The sequence below is a fragment of the Rhodobacter sp. TJ_12 genome (assembly GCF_020023995.1).
GTDB lineage: Bacteria > Pseudomonadota > Alphaproteobacteria > Rhodobacterales > Rhodobacteraceae > Rhodobacter.
Window position 1 is genome coordinate 26,402 of the sequence record NZ_NRRD01000006.1, and the last position, 18,757, is coordinate 45,158.

General features: G+C 62.8%; 19 protein-coding genes. All 19 read left to right on the forward strand.

Annotated features, from left to right (window positions below; genetic code table 11):
• Positions 1-44 precede the first annotated feature (44 nt).
• The 19 genes from CKO11_RS06890 (at position 45) to CKO11_RS06980 (ending at position 18,656) form a co-directional block, all read left to right on the forward strand.
• On the forward strand, positions 45-1,553 hold the full coding sequence (locus tag CKO11_RS06890) for a PBECR2 nuclease fold domain-containing protein (RefSeq protein WP_223635095.1): 1,509 nt from the start codon (positions 45-47) through the stop codon (positions 1,551-1,553).
• Positions 1,554-1,656: 103 nt separating this feature from the next.
• On the forward strand, positions 1,657-2,211 hold the full coding sequence (locus CKO11_RS06895; RefSeq protein ID WP_223635112.1) for a phage virion morphogenesis protein: 555 nt from the start codon (positions 1,657-1,659) through the stop codon (positions 2,209-2,211).
• Between the two features lie 271 nt (positions 2,212-2,482).
• Positions 2,483-3,598 carry a hypothetical protein gene (locus CKO11_RS06900; protein ID WP_223635115.1) on the forward strand — a complete coding sequence of 372 codons (1,116 nt, stop codon included), beginning with the start codon at positions 2,483-2,485 and terminating at the stop codon, positions 3,596-3,598.
• A 12-nt stretch (positions 3,599-3,610) separates the two neighbouring features.
• Complete coding sequence (locus CKO11_RS06905; RefSeq protein WP_223635119.1) at positions 3,611-3,955, forward strand: hypothetical protein; 345 nt, start codon at positions 3,611-3,613, stop codon at positions 3,953-3,955.
• 11 nt (positions 3,956-3,966) lie between these two features.
• Positions 3,967-4,923 (forward strand): major capsid protein, encoded by a 957-nt coding sequence (locus CKO11_RS06910; protein WP_223635122.1) that lies wholly within the window; start codon positions 3,967-3,969, stop codon positions 4,921-4,923.
• A gap of 64 nt (positions 4,924-4,987) precedes the next feature.
• A complete protein-coding gene (locus CKO11_RS06915; RefSeq protein WP_223635125.1) occupies positions 4,988-5,215 on the forward strand; it encodes a hypothetical protein in 228 nt (75 codons plus the stop codon).
• 69 nt (positions 5,216-5,284) lie between these two features.
• Positions 5,285-5,587, forward strand: a complete 303-nt coding sequence (locus tag CKO11_RS06920; RefSeq protein ID WP_223635128.1) for a Gp49 family protein — start codon at positions 5,285-5,287, stop codon at positions 5,585-5,587.
• The gene (locus CKO11_RS06925; protein ID WP_223635131.1) at positions 5,587-6,018 is read left to right on the forward strand and encodes a gp436 family protein; all 432 of its coding nucleotides are present in this window, start codon (positions 5,587-5,589) and stop codon (positions 6,016-6,018) included. The genes CKO11_RS06920 and CKO11_RS06925 overlap by 1 nt, the downstream gene beginning before the upstream one ends.
• Entirely contained in the window at positions 6,012-6,443 is a 432-nt protein-coding gene (locus CKO11_RS06930) for a hypothetical protein (RefSeq protein ID WP_076486093.1), read from the forward strand. Before CKO11_RS06925 ends, CKO11_RS06930 begins: the two co-directional genes overlap by 7 nt.
• 2 nt (positions 6,444-6,445) lie before the next feature.
• The gene (locus tag CKO11_RS06935; protein ID WP_223635134.1) at positions 6,446-6,649 is read left to right on the forward strand and encodes a hypothetical protein; all 204 of its coding nucleotides are present in this window, start codon (positions 6,446-6,448) and stop codon (positions 6,647-6,649) included.
• Between the two features lie 2 nt (positions 6,650-6,651).
• Positions 6,652-7,578 (forward strand): phage tail tube protein, encoded by a 927-nt coding sequence (locus CKO11_RS06940; RefSeq protein WP_223635137.1) that lies wholly within the window; start codon positions 6,652-6,654, stop codon positions 7,576-7,578.
• A gap of 10 nt (positions 7,579-7,588) precedes the next feature.
• On the forward strand, positions 7,589-7,966 hold the full coding sequence (locus tag CKO11_RS06945) for a hypothetical protein (RefSeq protein WP_223635141.1): 378 nt from the start codon (positions 7,589-7,591) through the stop codon (positions 7,964-7,966).
• Positions 7,967-8,091: 125 nt separating this feature from the next.
• Positions 8,092-8,319, forward strand: coding sequence for a DUF1799 domain-containing protein (locus tag CKO11_RS06950; RefSeq protein ID WP_223635144.1), 228 nt, complete (start codon positions 8,092-8,094; stop codon positions 8,317-8,319).
• A 1-nt stretch (position 8,320) separates the two neighbouring features.
• Positions 8,321-11,365: a phage tail tip lysozyme gene (locus CKO11_RS06955; RefSeq protein WP_223635163.1), complete on the forward strand. Its 3,045-nt coding sequence runs from the start codon at positions 8,321-8,323 to the stop codon at positions 11,363-11,365.
• Positions 11,362-11,787: a hypothetical protein gene (locus tag CKO11_RS06960; protein ID WP_223635166.1), complete on the forward strand. Its 426-nt coding sequence runs from the start codon at positions 11,362-11,364 to the stop codon at positions 11,785-11,787. Before CKO11_RS06955 ends, CKO11_RS06960 begins: the two co-directional genes overlap by 4 nt.
• A complete protein-coding gene (locus tag CKO11_RS06965) occupies positions 11,784-12,311 on the forward strand; it encodes a hypothetical protein (protein WP_223635169.1) in 528 nt (175 codons plus the stop codon). Before CKO11_RS06960 ends, CKO11_RS06965 begins: the two co-directional genes overlap by 4 nt.
• Before the next feature lie 2 nt (positions 12,312-12,313).
• Entirely contained in the window at positions 12,314-12,754 is a 441-nt protein-coding gene (locus CKO11_RS06970; protein WP_223635173.1) for an NlpC/P60 family protein, read from the forward strand.
• Entirely contained in the window at positions 12,751-16,149 is a 3,399-nt protein-coding gene (locus CKO11_RS06975) for a phage tail protein (RefSeq protein ID WP_223635175.1), read from the forward strand. Before CKO11_RS06970 ends, CKO11_RS06975 begins: the two co-directional genes overlap by 4 nt.
• Positions 16,149-18,656: a hypothetical protein gene (locus CKO11_RS06980; RefSeq protein WP_223635178.1), complete on the forward strand. Its 2,508-nt coding sequence runs from the start codon at positions 16,149-16,151 to the stop codon at positions 18,654-18,656. Before CKO11_RS06975 ends, CKO11_RS06980 begins: the two co-directional genes overlap by 1 nt.
• Positions 18,657-18,757 lie beyond the last annotated feature (101 nt).

The window sequence follows — 18,757 nt, forward strand, 5'->3', positions numbered from 1 at the left end:
CTGAGCCCGGGGGGGCGGTCGCGCGGATCACCGATCAGGCAATCGTGGCCGCCGAGCGGCATTTCACGCGGCGCCTCGTCGCCGTTCGCAAGGCGCTCCGAGAAGCCGTCGATTTTGACGCGGCAGCGCAGGCGGTGCTTGCGCTTGGAGCGACTTGGACGCCGGATGCGCTGGCCGCCCTGTTCGCCCAAGCGATGCAGCTCGCCGCGCTCGAGGGGCGCGAGGCTGCCTTTGCTGACGGCGACGATACGCTTTTTTCCGAGCCAGATTTAACCCGTCAGGAGTTTCGCGAACAAATCGACTTTCTGACCCAGAAGCGAGGCGAACCGACCCACGCTTGGACCGATGCGATGCGCAGCGACCATGATCGCGCCTTCGTGGTGGCCGGTGTCACCGATATGGCGATGCTCGAGGAGTTCCAGCAGGCCATCATCGACGGCGCGCAGACCTATGACATCAAGGCCTTCGCATCCGAGTTCGACCGGCTCGTCGAGAAATATGGCTGGTCCTACAATGGCGGGCGAAATTGGCGCATCCGCACAATCTTCGAGACGAACATCCGCACAAGCTATATGGCAGGCCGCCTGCGCCAGATGCGCGACCCGGATATGGTGAAAATCCGCCCCTATTGGCAATACCGCCACGGCGAAACCCGTGTGCCGCTTAACCCCCGTCCCGAGCATGAGGCATGGCACAATCTGGTTTTAAAGTGGGACGACCCTTGGTGGGACGTGCATTTCCCGCCGAATGACTGGGCTTGCAGTTGCGGTGTGCGCACCCTTTCACGCGGCGATTTGCGGCGCATGGGCAAAAGCGGGCCTGATGAGGCCCCAAAGATCATATTGCGCAAGCACCTCGATAAAACGACGGGCATCGTGACCGATCTGCCCGAAGGGATCGGCTACGGCTGGGATTACATGCCCGGTGATACATGGGAGCGCGCCTTCCATCGCGAATTGATTGAACCGGTCGAGCAGGCAAGCAACATAGCCGGTTTGCTGAAAACACCGTCCCAGCCAAAGGCTGCGGTGATCTCGGTTGACGAACCGGATACGATCGAAGATCTACGCCAACGCGCCCGCCCGTTCCACGCCGAGTTGATGGCTCCCGACCTTGCCCCTGAAGATTATGCAAACGCCTTTCTTCGGCAGTTCGGGCTAGAACCCGGCGCGTCAAAGTTGTGGACCGACGTCTCTGGCGCGCGGATCCTGATCGCGGACGACTTGTTCAAAGATCGGACCGGGGGGTGGAAAGCGGTCAAGCGCGGGCACGGCGATCATGCGCTTTTGCTCGCGGAAACGTTGATGGACCCGGATGAAATCTGGCTGTCCCTGCGCGCCATCCCCGACCCGGAGCACCCGGGCGAATTCCTTTATGAAGTGGTGCGGCGTTACATTCGGGTTGACCCGGAACGACCGGTGTTTGCCCTCTTTGAGCTTGGCCGGAAGATCTGGTTTCCGGTGACCGGCTATGGCCCGTTGAACCGCTCGCATCCAGATTTTGCCTATATCCAGCGGCAGAGGAACGGGAAGCTGATCTGGAAAAGAAAATAGCGGCCCAGGTGCTTGAGCCGCCACACCGGCAGGGGTTTGAGGGCACACACCGCCTCCCCTGACGACATTGGAACAATAGCACGATCGAGGAGAATTTTCAACGATGGCAGGGATTAGCATTCAGGTAGAGCTTCAGGATCTGGCGGCGCGTGAAACGCTGGGTGACCTGCTGGCGCGGATGGACAATCGCCACCCCTTCTATGCCTCGGTTGGCGAACGGTTGCTTTCCTCGACACGGGATCGGTTTGAAAGCGAAACCGATCCAAACGGCGCGCCCTGGACGCCGCTTGCCCCGCGCACGATCAAGCAGCGCCAAAAGCGCGGCCAACTGCCACTGACGATCCTGCGCTCGAACTCGAAGGGCATGGCAGGCTCATCGCTTGCGGGTTCGATCAACTACATTGCCTCGGCCGAAGATGTGCGGATCGGCTCGCCGAAGGTCTATGCTGCGATCCATCAGCTGGGCGGGACAATCCAGAAACCGGAAAGCAGCCGCTATATGGTCGGGCGCCGCTTTGCCAAGCGTGCGCAGGAAGGCGGACGCGATGTACCGATCAAGGCGCACACGATCACAATCCCCGCGCGCCCTTATATCGGGATCTCGCGCGAGGATGAGTTGGGTATTTTGGAAGATGCGGAGGACTGGCTCTCGCGATGAGAAAGAAGGCGCTGATTTTTCGTCGCTGAGCGGCTCTTTCACGTTTCTGGGCTGGATGCCCGCAAAGCACAGACATCCCCCGTTAAGCCCCCGTTAGGATCGCTCTCTCGTGGCATTTGATCCCCGCCCGCAGAATGACGTTGCGATCACGCGCTCCCCCCGCCTATGATCCCCCCAGACCAAGCCACCACGCGCATCCCCCGGACACCTGTCCGGGGGTTTTGCGTTTCGGCCCATGCGAAGGGTGTTCCGTCATCAGCAGGACGGACACATGAGCAAACCCATCACCGCGCGCATCGAGGTTTTTCGCCCCGGCACCTTCACGCCGATGGCGGGCGATCCGATCACCTATTCCGCGGGCGATCTGCGCGCGATCGCAGACGCCTACGATCCCGAAACGGCTCCGGCGCCGATCGTGGTGGGCCACCCCGACACCGATGCCCCGGCCTATGGCTGGATCAAAGGCTTTCATTACGATGCCCAGGCCGAGCGGTTGCTGGCCGATCTCGACGAAATCGAGCCGCAGTTCGCCGAATTGGTCAAAGGCGGGCGTTTTAAGAAGGTTTCCATGGCCTTCTTTTCGCCCGGGCAGGCGCATAACCCCGTCCCCGGCACTTGGTATCCAAAGCATGTCGGCTTTCTGGGCGCCGCTGCGCCCGCCGTTTCGGGGCTGCGCAATGCGCAATTCGCCGGGTCCGCCGATGCGGTTTTTACCGCGACTTTCGGAGAGCGGGGCTTTGAAGAAACCGCCTCTGTGCTGCGCACCCTGCGCGATTTCCTGATCGAGAAATTCGGCATGGAAGATGCCGACAAAGCGCTGCCGCCTTACCGCCTCGAATGGCTGGGGGAGATCGACATCACCCCGACGCCGACGCCGTCGACCTTTGCCGAACCCAAACCCCCTACCCCGAAACCTGAAAAGGATCCGCCCATGTCTCAGCCCGATCCGGCCTTCGCTGCGCGCGAAGCCGACCTTGCTGCGCGCGAAAAGGCGATTGCCGAGCGCGAAGCCAAAACCGCCCACGATGAAAACGCCGCCTTCGCCGAGGCCCTGGTCTCCGATGGTAAGCTTCTGCCTGCCTCGAAGGATCAGACCGTGGCCGTGCTCGATGCCCTGCCGAAAGGCGCCACGGTGGCTTTTGCCGAAGGCGGCCAACAGATCGATCTCGCCAAAGCGCTGCGTGACATTCTCTCGGCCCAGCCGAAGATCGTCCAGTTTGGCGAGACCGATCTCGGCGCAGATCCTGACGCCGCGAAGCCCGCAAGCTTTGCGGCCGATGGCAAGTCGGTCGATAGCGCGGCGCTGGCCACCCATCAAAAAGCGCTGGCCTATCAGCGCGCCAACCCCGGCACGGATTATCTCACCGCCGTGCGCACCGTGTCCTGATCGGAGATCCCAATGCTGCGGACCTATCACTCCATTTTGTCGCTGACGGCTTCGATGACGGCCGTCTGCAATGCCGGTGATCTTGTCGATTTCAGCGACACGCCAATCACCACCGAAGATCAGCCTGTCAAAGGTGTCGCGCAAAACCCCGCCACCGAAGTGGGGCTCGACATCGCGCTGACCGCGCTTGGCACCGAAACCGTCACCGCCGTCGGTGCGATCGTCAAGGGTGCGCCGCTCTGCACCGCGACCGGCGGCGGTGTGCGCACGGCTGTGCCCGGAACCGACACCAACATCTTCGCTGAAGCCCTGACGGCCGCTGCCGATGGGGAATTCGTTCAAATCCTGATCCGCTGAGGAGCGATCCCATGAACCAACCTTTGAACCAGCGGACTGCGGCCGTTGTCGATCCGATCCTGTCCACCCATGCCCGTGGCTATCGCAATGCGGAGTACATCTCCGAAGTGCTGTTTCCGCGCGTTCCGATCCCGAACCGCGCGATGCGCGTGATCAAGTTCGGCAAAGAAGCGTTCCGCATGCTCAACACCCGCCGTGCGCCGGGTGCCAAGAAAAAGCGCGTCCAATACGGCTACGCCTCGGATCCGGTGTCGCTTGTGCAAGATGCGCTCGAAGGGCTGGTCCCGATCGAACATCAGCAAGAAGCCACCTCGGTGCCGGGCGTCGATCTTGGCGCGGGAGCCGTGAACATGGTCTTGAACGTAATCGATCTGGGTCACGAATATGCCGCCGCCCAACTTGCGCGCAGCGCGGCCAATTATGACGCGAACCACAAAGTGGCGCTTACGACCACGGACCGCTGGACGTCGGATAGCTCGGACCCCGTCGCGGATGTGGATGCGGGCAAGGAAGCAGTGCGACGGTCGATCGGGCGCTATCCGAACACGCTGGTTCTTGGCCCCTCAGCCTTCACTGCGCTGAAAAACCATCCGAAGGTGAAAGAGCAGTTCAAATTTACCTCCAAAGACAGCATCACCACGGAAATGCTGGCGGCTTATTTCGACGTCGCGCGGGTTGTGGTCGGCAAAGCCGTCTGGTTGCCGGAAAATGCCGCCGATGACGCGCTCGCTAGTGATGTTTGGGGCAATGACGCGGTTCTGGCCTATGTGCCGATGACCGGCGAAAGCTATCAGGTGCCGTCTTATGGCTACACCTACGAGTTGACCGGCTATCCGCAGGTCCAGCAGCCCTATTTCGAGCGTGACTGCGACAGCTGGATTTACCCGACGACCTCTGAGCGGCGTGTGATCCTGACGGGGGCCGAGGGCGGGTTCCTGTTCCAAGACGCAGGCGCGGCCGCAGCCTAATCGGCGGTCGGTTTTAGGAGCGGGCGGTGCGCCGCCCGCTTGCTTAAACCGACAGGAGCTGAAGATGGCAGACGAAACCGAAGTGGTTTTGACCGGCCCCGCGAAATTGCGCGGCGCTTTCAAAAAACCGGGCGAAACGATCACCGTGACCCCCACCGAACGCGCCCAGCTTTTGGCGGCAGGCGTGATTGCCCCGGATGCGCCCGCCGCAGATCCCGAAATCGTCGTCGACGATCCTCCCCAAGCCGCAAAGACCACGCGCAAGGCGGGCAGCGGCAAGGCGAAGGTCTGAGGAGCCTTTGCCCGCGCGCGGGGCGGTCACCGGCCCGCGCATCCAAAAACCTTCTGAAAGATCGAAGAGATGAACGACCAAGAGCTTGAGAAAACACTTCAGAGCAAGGGCCTCAACGCTCCTCGGCTTTCGCCCGCCGACATCGATGCTGCGATTGCCAAAGCAGACTATCATCGGTTCCCCGGCACCACTCTGACCGTTGCATGCCTGACCCTGCGCAATGGCTTCTGCGTTACCGGAGAAAGTGCGTCGGCCTCTCCTGAGAACTTTGACGCCGAGATCGGGCGCGACATCGCGTTTCGCAACGCGCGCGAAAAGATCTGGGCGCTTGAGGGTTATCGTCTCAAACAGCAGATCTTCGAGGCCGAGTGATGACCTACGCCACGCTCGAGGATCTGATCGACCGCGCAGGCGAAGCAGAACTGCGCCAGATCGCGGACCGTGACCGCGACGGGGTTGTCGATGCCTCCGTGATCGCAGCCGCGCTTTCCAATGCTGACGACACGATCAACGGCTACATCGGCAAGAAATATGCCCTGCCGCTCGCCTCGGTGCCGCCGATTGTCAATGGCTGGGCGGTGGGCATCGCCCGCTACACGCTGCACCGCAACGGCGCGCCCGAGCATGTGGCGCAAGATTACAAGGATGCGATCACAGCGTTGAAGGATGTTTCGCGCGGCCTGATCACCTTGCCAGTTGATGCCGGGGCGGAGCCGCCTGTGGTTTCTGACGCCACCGTGATGGCTGTGCACCCCGCTCCGGTCTTTACCCCCACCAAACTGGCGGGGTGGCGCTCATGCTGAGCGAAATTCTAGCTCATTTGCAGGCCGAACTGCCCAAACCCGCTTGGGCCGGTGTCGAGATCGCCGAGGACATCGATGTTCTCGCGGCCCGCGCGGGCCTTGTCGAGCATGGCACCGCGATCATCATGCCGTGGCGTGAGCGAGCCAAACCGCAAGATTTGATGAGCGGCGGGTTTCGCCAGCAGGTCGAGGCGCAATTCGCGGTGGGCATTGTGGTGCGCCAATACGACCAGCTGATGGGAGCAGATCGCGCCATCGTCTTTGATGCCCTGAAGAAAGACATCGAGGCCGCGCTGGCCGGCCACATTCTGCCCGGTACGGCCAGCCCCTGCGAACTGATCGGCGGCGAAGCAAGCCCGGTGACGACGGGCGTCAGCATTTACGTCCAGACCTGGGCAACCACCCGTTTCCTAACAGGAGCCTGACGATGACTCAGCCCCTTCAAGGCGGCCGCTGGCTGCGAGATCCCGAAACCGGCGCGATGGCGCGCGAAGAAAATACCGAGGCCATTGAGGCCGATGCGAAGCCCCCCTCGGCGGAGGGAGATGCGCTGGGCACCCTCTCATCTGACACCTCCGCCGATACGAACATACCCGCCAAAGCCAAGGCGGCGAAAGCGAAAGGACGCTGACCATGACTTCCCGCCGTTGGCCGACGCTGGCCATGCTCCACAAGATCGAGGCGACCTATGGCACAGATGCCACCCCGGCTGCGGCCGATGCACTGATTGCCACAAATATCAGTTTCACGCCCTACGAGGCGACCGCCGCGACACGCGATCTGATGCTGCCCTACATGGGCAACCAGGGCGAAATCCTGACGGCTGAATACGGCAAGATCGAATTCGATATCGAAATTGCAGGGGCGGGCGCTGCAGGGACCGTGCCGAAATACGGCTCGATCTTGCGTGCTTGCGGCTTTGCCGAGGTGGTCACCGCAGGAACCCGCGTGGATTACACGATCGTTGAGGCCGACCAAGAAAGCGGGACACTCTATTTCAACTCGGACGGGGTGCAGCACATCTTTGTGGGCGGGCGGGCCAATGTTTCACTGAACCTTGTGCCCAAACAGATCCCGAAATTCCGCTTCAGCTACACCGGCATGCTTGGCGCGGTTGCAGATGTGGCGATGCCAACGGTCGCGATGACCGGCTGGACCACACCCGATCCGGTCTCGGCGGCCAACACCACGCTCGCCTTGCACGGCTATTCGGGTCCGGCGGAGAGCCTGTCGATCGATCTGGGCAATACGGTCACGCCACGCTTCTTGATCGGCGAGGAAGAGATGAAGATCACCGATCGCAAGGCGTCGGGCACCGCCGTTGTGGTCGCCAGCAAGATTGCCACGATCGACTGGTTCGCGCTGGCCCGTGCCCGCACGCGCGGCGCGCTGTCTGCGGTGCACGGCAAAACCGCAGGCAAGATCGTGGAAATCTCCGCCCCGGCGGTCGAGATCGGCAAACCGACGCAAGGCCAGACCGACAATATCGTGAATTATTCGCTGCCCATCGCGCTGTGTCCCGTCGCGGGCCGTGACGAGCTGACGATCACCGTGCGCTGAGGAGGCTGAGATGGCGAAATTCGTGATGGTCAAAAAGCATCTCTACTGGTGGCCGGTGACAGTGCGCATGCCCGACCCGGAAAACGCAGGCCAATTCGTCGAACAGAGCTTTGAAATGCAGTTCGAGGCGCAATCGCGCGAGGCGGTGCTTGACCATCAGGAGCGCTATACGGCGCTGACCACGGACCGCGAGCGGATCGAAGCTGACAAGGAGCAGATGCGCGCGGTCTGCCGTAGCTGGCGTGGCATCGTCGACGAAGAAGGCGCGGATGTGCCCTTCACGCAGGCGCGCTTGGATGATGCCGTGGGCCTGCCTTGGTTTCGCACGGGCGTCATGCGCGCCATCGCAGAAGCGAGCTTTGGTCAGGAGGCGAAAGCGGGAAACTGACGACAGCCGCGCGGGCGTGGATCCTCGCGCGGCTGGGCAGAACCGATCCGCGCCAAGCCACGCAGCTGACACCCGGTCTTGCCGCGCAATTCGCGGCGATGGGGGCAGATGTCAAGACAGCGCCGGTGGCTGAGGCGTCGATTGAGGTCTGGGAGGACAACTGGCGCACTTTTTGTGCCTTTCTCGACCTCTCATCGCAGTGGCGGTGGCAGTCCGACGGCGAGCGCCACTGGCTGAGCCTGGACTACGCCGGAGCTGATGTGGTGCTGCGCCGCAAGCAATACGACGACGTGAATTTTGGCGATCTGCAGTTGATGGAACGCGCTGCGATCGACGCTTTCGAGGGACGGTGAGATGGGCGGACCGCTGGTCTTTGAGATGCTGTTTCGGGGGGATGCTTCTAGCGCCAAGGCAGCCGCTGCCGAGGTGCAGGCCGCCACCGGCAAGCTGAAGGCCGACACGCAAGCCGCCACCAGCGCTATTGCCAGCGATACCGCCGCCACCCTGAAAAACACCGATGCGAAACGCGCGGCGGCCCGCGCCGCGAACGAGGTGGCCGAGGCAGAAGCAGCTGCGCGTGCTGCCTATGAGCAATCACAATATGGCTGGGGGCTTGCCCCGACGCAGATGCCCTACCCCTCGGGGGCGCAACCTGCTTCAGGCACAGGAGCGAGGCACCAACCCACGCCGGGCACACGGGCGCCCTCTGCAGGGGCGGCTTCGGCCTATGCTGCGAACCTGTCGTTCCAGCTTAACGACATCGCGATGATGACGATGGCGGGTCAAAACCCGATGATGCTGATGATGCAGCAAGGCACGCAGGTGACACAGGTTTTCACGCAAATGCGGGCCTCTGGCATGGCGACAGGCACAGCCCTGCGCAGTGCCTTCATGGGCATGCTGAACCCGATGTCCTTGGCCACGATGGCGGTGATCGGCTTTGGCACCGCCGCTGTGCAATGGCTGCTCGACACGGGCGAGGAAGCCAAAACGCTCGATCAGGCTCTCGGAAATCTGGAAAGCTCCACCAGTGCTGTGAAGGCTGCGCTGAAAGAAGCGAAACGTGGCACGGCAGATCTGGCCGCAGATTTCGGCTCCGGCGCCCGTGCTGCGCGTGAACTGAATATCGCATTGCTCCAATTGGCTCAAATGGAGGCCGCGCAACGAGTGCGCGCCTCAATCAAGTCTGTTGGCGAAGCGGTCGCCGATATGCATTCAGTTTTCAATTTTGGTGTTGTCGATTCCAGAACGCTCGAAAAGCAGTTCAACCTGACGGCGCGCGGCGCGCAAGAAGTCAGTGCCGCGATCCAGAAATTCGAGATGGCCGACACGTTCGAAAGCAAGATCGAAGCGGCAAAGGGCATCGCCGAAGCGATGGCAAATGCCGAATATAACTCTGATGGTGCAAATGAAGCTGCGACGAAATTTGGCACATCTGTCGGAACAGCATCCATCCATGCACGCATACTGGAGGGAACGACAGAACAAATCGGCGCTCTAACCAAGGAAATCGCGGAATCCGGCATCGACGTGCCCTTTGAGACGGCGGCGGAAAAGGGCCAGAAGCTCGCCGATCTGCTTGATGACGTGATGAAGACGCTAGAAAAGACCCGCGCGCCCTTCGACCTTGAAGACGATCTCGAAATGACGCGGCGGATCGGCGAAGCCACGCTGCAATATGGTGCCGATAGCCTTGAAGTGAAGCGGCTGCAAATCGAGGCAGAGCGTCAGAATTTTGAAGCGCAGCTGCGCACGCTCGACACGACCGAAGAGCACAAGAATAAGCTGCTCGAGCTTTGGGATGTGGCGAAAGGGCTGCAAAGCGTTGATCCCTTTGGCTCGCTCGCTGCTGGCAAGGACTATCTGCGCACGCAAAGCGAGTCCTTGGCCAGAACGCAGCTTGAATTGAGCCTGATTGGTCAGGCTGAAGAAGCGCGCCGCCGTATTCTCGCGCTTTACGAAGCGGAGATGCAGATCCGCGATATGCATCTGGACCCGGCAAGCGGGCTCGCCGCTCAGGTGCGCGAACAGGCAATCGCCGCAGCCGAAGCCGAAGCAAACCTGAAGCGCGTCGAAGATGCCTGGGACACGGTGCGGTCTGCGGGTGAAGACGCCATCGACGGGATTTTCGATGCACTCAAACAGGGCGACGTCGGTGGGGCCTTTGAAGCCATGGCGACCGAGATCGAGGGCATGTTCACAGAACTTGCGGTCACCAACCCTCTCAAGAATGCGATCTTCGGGGCGGATTACGCGACGATGTCCGATGTGGGGGGCTTGGGCGGGATCTGGGACCGGCTGACGGGCAAAGCGGGGCCGCTCGAGGTCACGGGCGTCAGTTCGCAATCGGTGGGTGCGATGACGGTCACGGCGGCGCAGGTGATCATCAACGGCGGGTTGGGCTTTGGCGCGGCAAACCTTTCAGGAGCCCCGACGGGTGGGCTGGCGGGGTCCGATGCAGTGCAATCGCAGGTGTGGCAGTTCTTTACGAACAAGGGGCTGCAGCCTCACCAAATCGCCGGGATCATGGGCAATGTCAGCCGCGAAAGCTCCTTTGACCCGACAAATGTCGGGGACTTTGGGCAGGCTTTTGGGCTTTTTCAACACAACGACCGCAAGGGGGCGCTTTTCGACTTCATTGGTGGCCAGAGCAATCTTGGGAACGTCAATGCCCAACTCGAATTCGCCTGGCATGAGCTGATGACCTCAGAGAGTGGGCCGATGAAGCGGCTCTTGGCGTCGACGAATGTGCGCGATGCGACGGCCGCTTTTGCGGGCTTTGAGCGCCCGAAGGGCTATACGCTGGCTAACCCGGCAGGAGCTGATGGCTGGCAGCAACGCCTCGCAGCCGCTGAGGCGGCAATGGCCAAGTTCGGGACCACGACTATCACTGCCACGGGCCAGCTGGGCACGATGGGGACCGGGTTTGACCAATTCGGCCAGGCCCTCGGCAGTGCGCTGCAGGGCGGTGCCTCTGGCGGCGGGATTTTCGGCACGCTCTTCGGCTCGATCCTCTCGGGGCTTGGCATCCCCGGCTTTGCCGGTGGTGGGCGGCATGATGGCGGGCTGCGGATCGTGGGCGAGAACGGGCCGGAACTCGAATATACCGGGCCAAGCACCATCGTGCCCGCCGATCTGACCCGCCAAATCCTGAGCGGCGGCGCCCCTGCCAATGGCGCTGTCGCACCCGTCGATGCCCGTCCGGTGATCACCATCGTCAATCAATCGTCGGCGCAGGTAGAGGCCGAAGTGCAGGAGGTCACGGATAGCCGGGGCCGCCGCCGCTACGCGCTGACGATGTCAGATGCCTTGGCCACCGGCCTTTCGGCCAAAGGCGGCAAGGGACGCCGCACCCTGCGCCAGGTCTATGGCCTGCGCGAAGCGGGGATTGATCGATGAGCTATCCCGAATGGCCCACTGACCTGCCTCGGCCGGAGCGCGACAGCTATCAGCTGCAGCCGCAGGATGCGCGGCGCAAGCGCGGGTTCGAAAGTGGCCCGCCCGGCTATCGGCGGCGGTTTTCGGCGGTGGCGAAGGTGGTCACCCTGTCAATGATCCTGACCGCGCATCAACGCGCGGTGTTCGACACCTTCTTCGAAACAGACTGCGCCCAGGGGGCCTCGCTCTTTTGGATGCCCGACCCGACGCGGGACGGCTGGCCGCTGCTGGCCACCGACGGCACGCCGCTGCTCGGAGCGGGGGGCGCTCCTCTCCTGACCTCCGCCCGATGGCTTTGCGCCTGGGGCGATACGCCCCCGATTGAGACATCGGTCGAGCAGATCAAGTGGCGCAAGCAGTGTCAGATCGTGGTGATGCCATGAGCCAGCGCCTGTCTCTCAATGCCCGCCTCGCGCAAGACAGCCCGGTCTCGGCCGAGATCGAGGTGGTGCTGATCGAGATCACGCATCCCGATCTTGAGGCCCCGATCCGGCTGTCGACCGACAATACGGCCCGGGTTTCGGAAGAGCCGCTGATGTATGGCACGCGCTCGACGTGGCGCGGCGCAGATCCTGACGCTGATCCCTATTTGTGGATCGTCGCCTCGGCCGTGCTGCCCGACGATGCCGAGGATGCGCCCGCACAGGCGCAACTCGTGCTGGAAAACCTCGATGCGCGAATGATCGAGCTGCTGCGAAGCTTTACCAGCCAGCCCACGGTGGCGCTGGCGGTGGTGCTGGCGGACACCCCCGATCTGATTGAGGCGGAATGGCACGGGCTGCGGCTCACCGTGGCGGAAGGCACATCCGCCGAGATCACCCTGGCGCTGTCGCGTGACGAGATCGAGCTGGAGCATTTTCCGTCCGGGCGGATGACCCGGCAGCGCTTTCCCGGGCTTTGGAGGTAAGGATGGGCTGGTCGAACCGCTATATCGGCATTCCCCACCGTGACCATGGCCGCAGCGCCGAAGGTGCGGACTGCTGGGGGCTAGCCTGCGTGATCTATCGCGAGGAATTGGGCATCACGCTGCCTGATTACCTCGGCTATGGCTCGGTTGAAGAGCATGGCGAAATCTCCGCCCTGATCGAAGGGGCTAAATGCTCGCCGCTGTGGGTGCCGGTGACCGGCCCGGCGTTAGCCTTCGATCTGGCCGTGTTTCGCCGTGGCAAGCTTTCCACCCATCTGGGCATCGTGATCCAGCACGGGCTGATGATCCATATCGGCCAGACGCAGGCGGTGATTGCCGATTACCGGCGCGGGCCCTGGGCCCATCGGTTCACCGGGCATTGGCGGCATGTTCAAAGCCCCATTGAACGCCCTGTGCAAATCATCTCGGAGGCGGCGCGATGACGAATATGGCGCCGATCCATGTGCTGGCCGCACCGCAATTCGACCCCGGCACCGGGCGCCGGGCGTTTGAGGTGCCGCAGGGGTTGACCGTGGCCGAGATCGTTGCGAAGGCGCTGCCCATGGCGCGTGACGCGGATTTGGCCCGCACGCGTGTGGCCTTGGTGACGGATAACGGCACTCAGATCGTGCCGCGCGAATTGTGGGCGCTGGCCCGTCCGCGCCCGGGCGTGCGGGTGGTGATCCGGGTCGTGCCCGGCGAAGGCGCCTTACGCTCTGTGTTGTCGATCGTGGTGTCGATTGCAGCCGTTGCGCTGACGGGCCTTCTGTTCCCCGAACTGGCGGTTGGTAGCTGGCAATGGGGGCTGGCAGTCGCGGGGTTCTCGATTGTTGGTCAGCTCTTAGTCAATGCGTTGATCCCCCCGGCCAAACCCGACGAACAACGCGACAGCTATGCGATCACCGGCTGGAAAAACCGCTACGATCCCGGCGCGGCGGTGCCGGTGGTGCTGGGCACGATGCGCTTTGCCCCGCCTTTTGCCGCCACGCCCTATACAGAGATCGTGGGCGATGACCAATATATCCGCGCCCTCTTTTGCTTGGGCGAAGGCGAACTCTCGATCGACGACATGCGGTTGGGCGAGACCTCTTTGGCCGAATACGATGAGGTCGAGACCGAGTTGCGCTACGGGATCGCAGGGGAGCTGCCCGTCAGCCTCTATCCGCGCCAAGTGGTCGAGGAGCAGATAGGCGTAGAGCTGACGCGCCCCTTGCCGCGTGACGATGACGGCGAAGTCACCCAGGTCGAAGAAGAGTACCTACAGCCGAGCCTCTATGGCGGTGACCCGATCCCGATGACCCGATGGGTCAATGCACCGGGCATCGAAACCCCGGTCGTGCGCACCACCGGCCCCGATGCGGCAGGTGCCTCGGTGATCTTGTCTTTTTCGGCGGGGCTCGTGCGGTTCAATGATGACGGGCGGCGGCGCGCCCATTCTGTTGCCGTGCGGATCGAGCATCGCCTGGCCGAAGCGGAGGAATGGCAAGAGGTCACGGTGCTCGACATTACCGCCGCGAAAGCCGAGGCGTTTTGGCGTCAGCACAGCTGGAGCTTTGCGACGCGCGGGCGCTGGCAGGTGCGGCTGACCATGCTGACCGATGAGACCGAGTCGAGCCAGATCAGCCAGCGCACCTCTTGGGCCGCGCTGCAGACGATCCGGCCGGAATATCCGCTGGATTATCCGCGCCCACTGGCGCTGGTGGCGCTGCGGATCAAGGCGACCCACCAGCTCAATGGCAGCCTGGACGATTTCAACTGCTTGGTTTCGCGGATTTGCAGCGACTGGGATGCCGAAACCGAAAGCTGGGTGGCACGCGCGACCCAAAACCCGGCCGCGCTATACCGCGCGGTTCTGCAGCACGCTTCTAATCCGAAGGCTGTGGCCGATGCCGGAATCGATTTGGATCAGCTTGCCGATTGGGCCGCATGGTGCGCGGCCGAGGGGCTCACCTATAACGCCGTGCTTGAAGAAGCGGGCACCACGCTGCGCGATGTGCTGACCGAGATCGCAGGCGCCGGGCGAGCCACACCCCGCCACGATGGCCTGTCATGGGGCGTGGTGATCGACCGGCCACTGGTGAACACGCTGGTCGTTGATCACATCAACCCGCGCAACAGCTGGTCCTTCAGTTGGTCGCGCAATTACATCGACCCGCCGCATGCCTTCGTGGTCAAATTCAAGGACGCGGGCAACGATTACAAGGAAACCGAGCGCCAAGTGCGCTGGCCCGGCTACGAGGGGGAGATCACGCTGACCGAGCAGCTGAGCTTGCCCGGAAAGGTCTATGCCGATGAGGTCTGGCGTGAGGCGCGGCGCCGCCAGCTTGAAACGATGCACCGGCCCGACAGCTATGAGGTGACCCAGCCGGGTGCGCTGCGCGCCGTGACGCGCGGCGATCTGGTGGCGCTGAGCCATGATGTGATCAGCCGCGTGCAGGTCGCGGCCCGGGTGACCCGCGTCGAGGGCGCGCTGGTCGAGATCGATGAGCGGGTCGAGATGGTCGCGGGCGAGAGCTATGCGATCCGGTTTCGCGCCTACGACGCGCCCGATACGATCGGCACCTCGGTCGTGCGCACCGTCAGGACGGACGCGCGGGCCACCTCGATCCTGACGCTGCCAGGCACCGGAGAGATGCCCTCGGTCGGCGCGCTGGTGCATTTCGGGCCTGCGGCGGTCGAAAGCTACAGCCAGATCGTGACGCGGGTAGAGGCGACCGAGGATATGTGCGCGATCCTGCGCACCGTCGATGCGGCGCCGCAGATCGATACGATTTTGGCCGCGACCGAGATCCCAACGTGGTCGAGCCGGGTTGGTGCCGAGATCGATGAAAACCTGCTGCAACCGAGCGCACCCCGGTTTGCCCGTCTGGTATCCGGTCTGGAAGGCACGGACGTCGCAAACCGGATCACCTATGCCCTTGAGCCCGGGTCCGGCGCGGTGGCGACGGCCGCCTATCAGCTTGAGCATCGCCTCAGCGGGGCTGCTTCATGGACCGTGCTGACCATTCCGGCCGCCAATGGTGGGGGCGATCTGGACAGCTATGCCGTGGGTGAGCTGGTGGAAGTGCGCGCGGCGGGGATCAGCGCGACGGGGGTGACGGGGCCGTATTCGGCGAAGGTGGGGATCACGGTGGGGGCCGATGATGCCGGTCTGCCCGCCGCCCTTGACAGCGCGGCGATCTCGATCACCACGCTATTGGGGGGGGCGCTGATCCAGTTCGCCACAGGCGATGATGCCGCCACCACGGCGGTGCAGATCTACCGCTCGACAATCTCGACGCTGGACCGCGAAACCGATGCCGTCGGGACGCCGATCACCGTGGCACAACGTCAGACCTATTCGACCACGCTGGGCGATACCACGCGCGAGAACCTGATCATCGGGGGCACGATGGACAGTGCAAGCAGTGCGGGCGCCTGGACGGCCGATGCGGGCTGGACGATCGCCGATGGCGTAGCGGCCCATACTGCGGGCACCGCCGATGTGCTGGCGCAACCGCTCGCTGCGCAGGCCGGGAAGTATTATCGCCTCAGCCTGAGTGTCACCGGCCGCACGGCGGGCAGCCTGCAGCCCTATCTGACGGGCGGCTCTGACCGGCCCGGAACCGTGATCGACGCCAATGGCCCGGCCACTGATCGCATTCAGGCGGTGACCGGCAATGACACGCTCGAATTGCGTGCAAGCGCCGATTTCGACGGCCTGGTCGATGATGTCACCGCCTATCTCGAAACCGCTGCCTGCCTGAGTGCTGGCACCCATTACGTCTGGATCGAGCCGCAAAACAGCAATGGCGCGCCCGGTCCCGTCTCTGGCCCCTACACCTTGGAGATCCTCTGATGCCCACCGGCTACACGACAACTGACCTGCCTGCCGCCGCGCTTGCTGACGAAGTCCTCGTAAATCGTGACGGAGCGACAGGCCGTCAAACGATGGGGGATTTATCGACCCAGCTGGCAGGCACCGGGCCTTTGGCCGAACAGATTGCCGCATTGCCAACCATGACAGATTTGCAGTCGGTCGAGGAGATGGCGGCCGCCGCGCGGGATATTGCGGTCATCAACTCTGCAACCTATCCCGACGAGGCGACCGGCCGCGCCGCAGTGGCAGATGGCGCCTATTTCAAAGTGGCCGGTTCGGGCGACGTCGCGTTCCGCGAATATCGCCGGATCGACGCCTCGACATCGGTGCTTGCAGCGACCTATCCGAGCAAGGACTATATCGATTCTGGAAATGCGCCCGCAGGCACAGCAATGACCGCGAGCGGCGCAGGATATGAGACGATCAACCCGGATGCGCCCGGTTACGACCTGGCCACCATCACACCCGACCGCGTGACGATCACCAAAGGCACAGTGGGATCGCCGATCACCATCACCAAGACCGCCGCAGCCACGGGGTCACTGCCGTGGTTTGGTGTGCACCTCAAAATCCCCTATGCGGCTTTGTCTGACCTCGACAAGTTGCTATCCCTAAATCTGACGGTGGTGGCTGGGGTAAGCGCCAACACCGCCTACATCGTCACCGATCAGGTGTCTTGGTACCCGGGCCCCAACACCGTGGCGCTGAACGTGGCGAACCTGAAGGCGGACGGCCTCAACCTCTATGATGCGATCACAGCGGCCGGGAAGACGTCAGTTTATGCGGCGCAATCCTACCTATATGTCACCATAGGCTACTGGGCTGCGGCTTACGCGACGGTGAACGCTGCCACAGCAACATGGACCATGCAGCCTCGGTTTGACAGCGCTCTGGATGTCATTGCAAACAAGATCACCCCGGACCTGGTAGAGAGTCTGGGCGAGGCGCTGCAAACGGCTGAGGTGGCCACAGCGGTTCTGCAACCGAAGGCTCCCCTTGGGGCGGCAGGCTTCACCAAGCTCGACAGCGGCTCGATCGCCGCCCTCGTGAAAACCTACAGCCGACAAAACGGCTCGGGCACGGTGAATATCGGCTATGATTTCGACCTGTCCAACGTCTCCGCCTCTGGCTACAGCTACTTCCGCACCAAGCTGTTTGACGACTACGCCACGCAGGCGGCCGACAAGACGTACCGGGCCTTTGTCAAGAGCGACGGCAAGGCAACTGCCGTGTATGTCCGCTGGACCTCCGGCCCGGCCTGGGGCTCCGAAGACGGATCCGTTGCCCAATACAAAAGCACGCTTTTGACGCTCCATGAAGGCAATGGCTATCAGGCCACGGTGGACATCGACTATGCCGACGCGGCGGCCTTCTACGCCGCGGCGGGCCGGAACCAGGTGGGCTACCTTATCGTGGCCTTTGACGATCAATTGCAAACGGACACTGTCCAATTCAGCGTCTATTGTCTGGACATATCTCCCTCCACCAGCGGTGTCGAAGGCGACATGGAAGCGGGGAGTATCTCGAAGCTGCCCTCGGTGGATGCGCTACAGGCTGACGTGGACGCCTTGCAGGCCGACGTGGCCGAACTGAAGTCTGGTGCTGCCGCAGATACATACATCACGTGCTGGGGGGATAGCCTGACAGCTCAGGGCGGGTGGACGGCCGTGCTTGAAACGCTCACGGGGCTTGCGGTCTACAATGCGGGCACGGGCGGAGAAACATCTCGAACAATCATGGCCCGCCAAGGTGCAGATGCGATGGTGGTCAATAACATCACGATCCCGGCAGCCACGACACCGGTCCTGATTGCCTCGCGGGCTGCGGATTGGGGCATCAAAACGGCCTCTGGCGCGAAAGCGACGCCCCTGCTCCAAGGCGGCTCCGGGCATGTTAACCCCTGCCGGATTGGGGATGTTGAGGGCACATTGGCGTGGACCGGTGCCAATTACGCCGATGAGAACGGCACCTGGACATTCACCCGCTCGGCGGCCGGGTCTGAGGTGGTCATTGATCGCCCGACCGCGCTCCGGACAGCCTATGACATGCATCGCAACGGCGGCATCCAGATCATCTTCATGGGGACGAATGGGGGCTATGCAGATGTCGATGACCTAGTGTGGCAGCATAAGATGATGATCGCCCACGCTGGGGCGTCGCATAACGTGATCATCGGGATGTCCACCGGGTCTGCGGCGGAGCGCGCGGCCTATGAGGCAGCGATGCGGACCGCCTTCGGGCGCTATTTTGTGAGCCTGCGAGAGTATCTCGCAACCCCCATCTATGCGGCGGACGGCACCACCATCGTCAGCAGCTATGGCTTGGATGACGCCGGGCTCACCCCCACGCAGGCAGACTTGGATGCCACAGCTGATGGGGAGATTGCTCCCCAATTGACAGTGGACGGCGTGCACTACGCAGGCGCCACCAAGACGGTCATCGGCAACATGCTTGGCCGCGTGTTCCGCGATCTGAACATCCTCTAGGAAACACACGAGCTTCGGATCGCGGCCTCAAGGGAGGCCAGAGGGGGCGGCAACCCCCTCCGACAAAAACGACGACTTCGCGCGCCACAACTTGTCCCTTT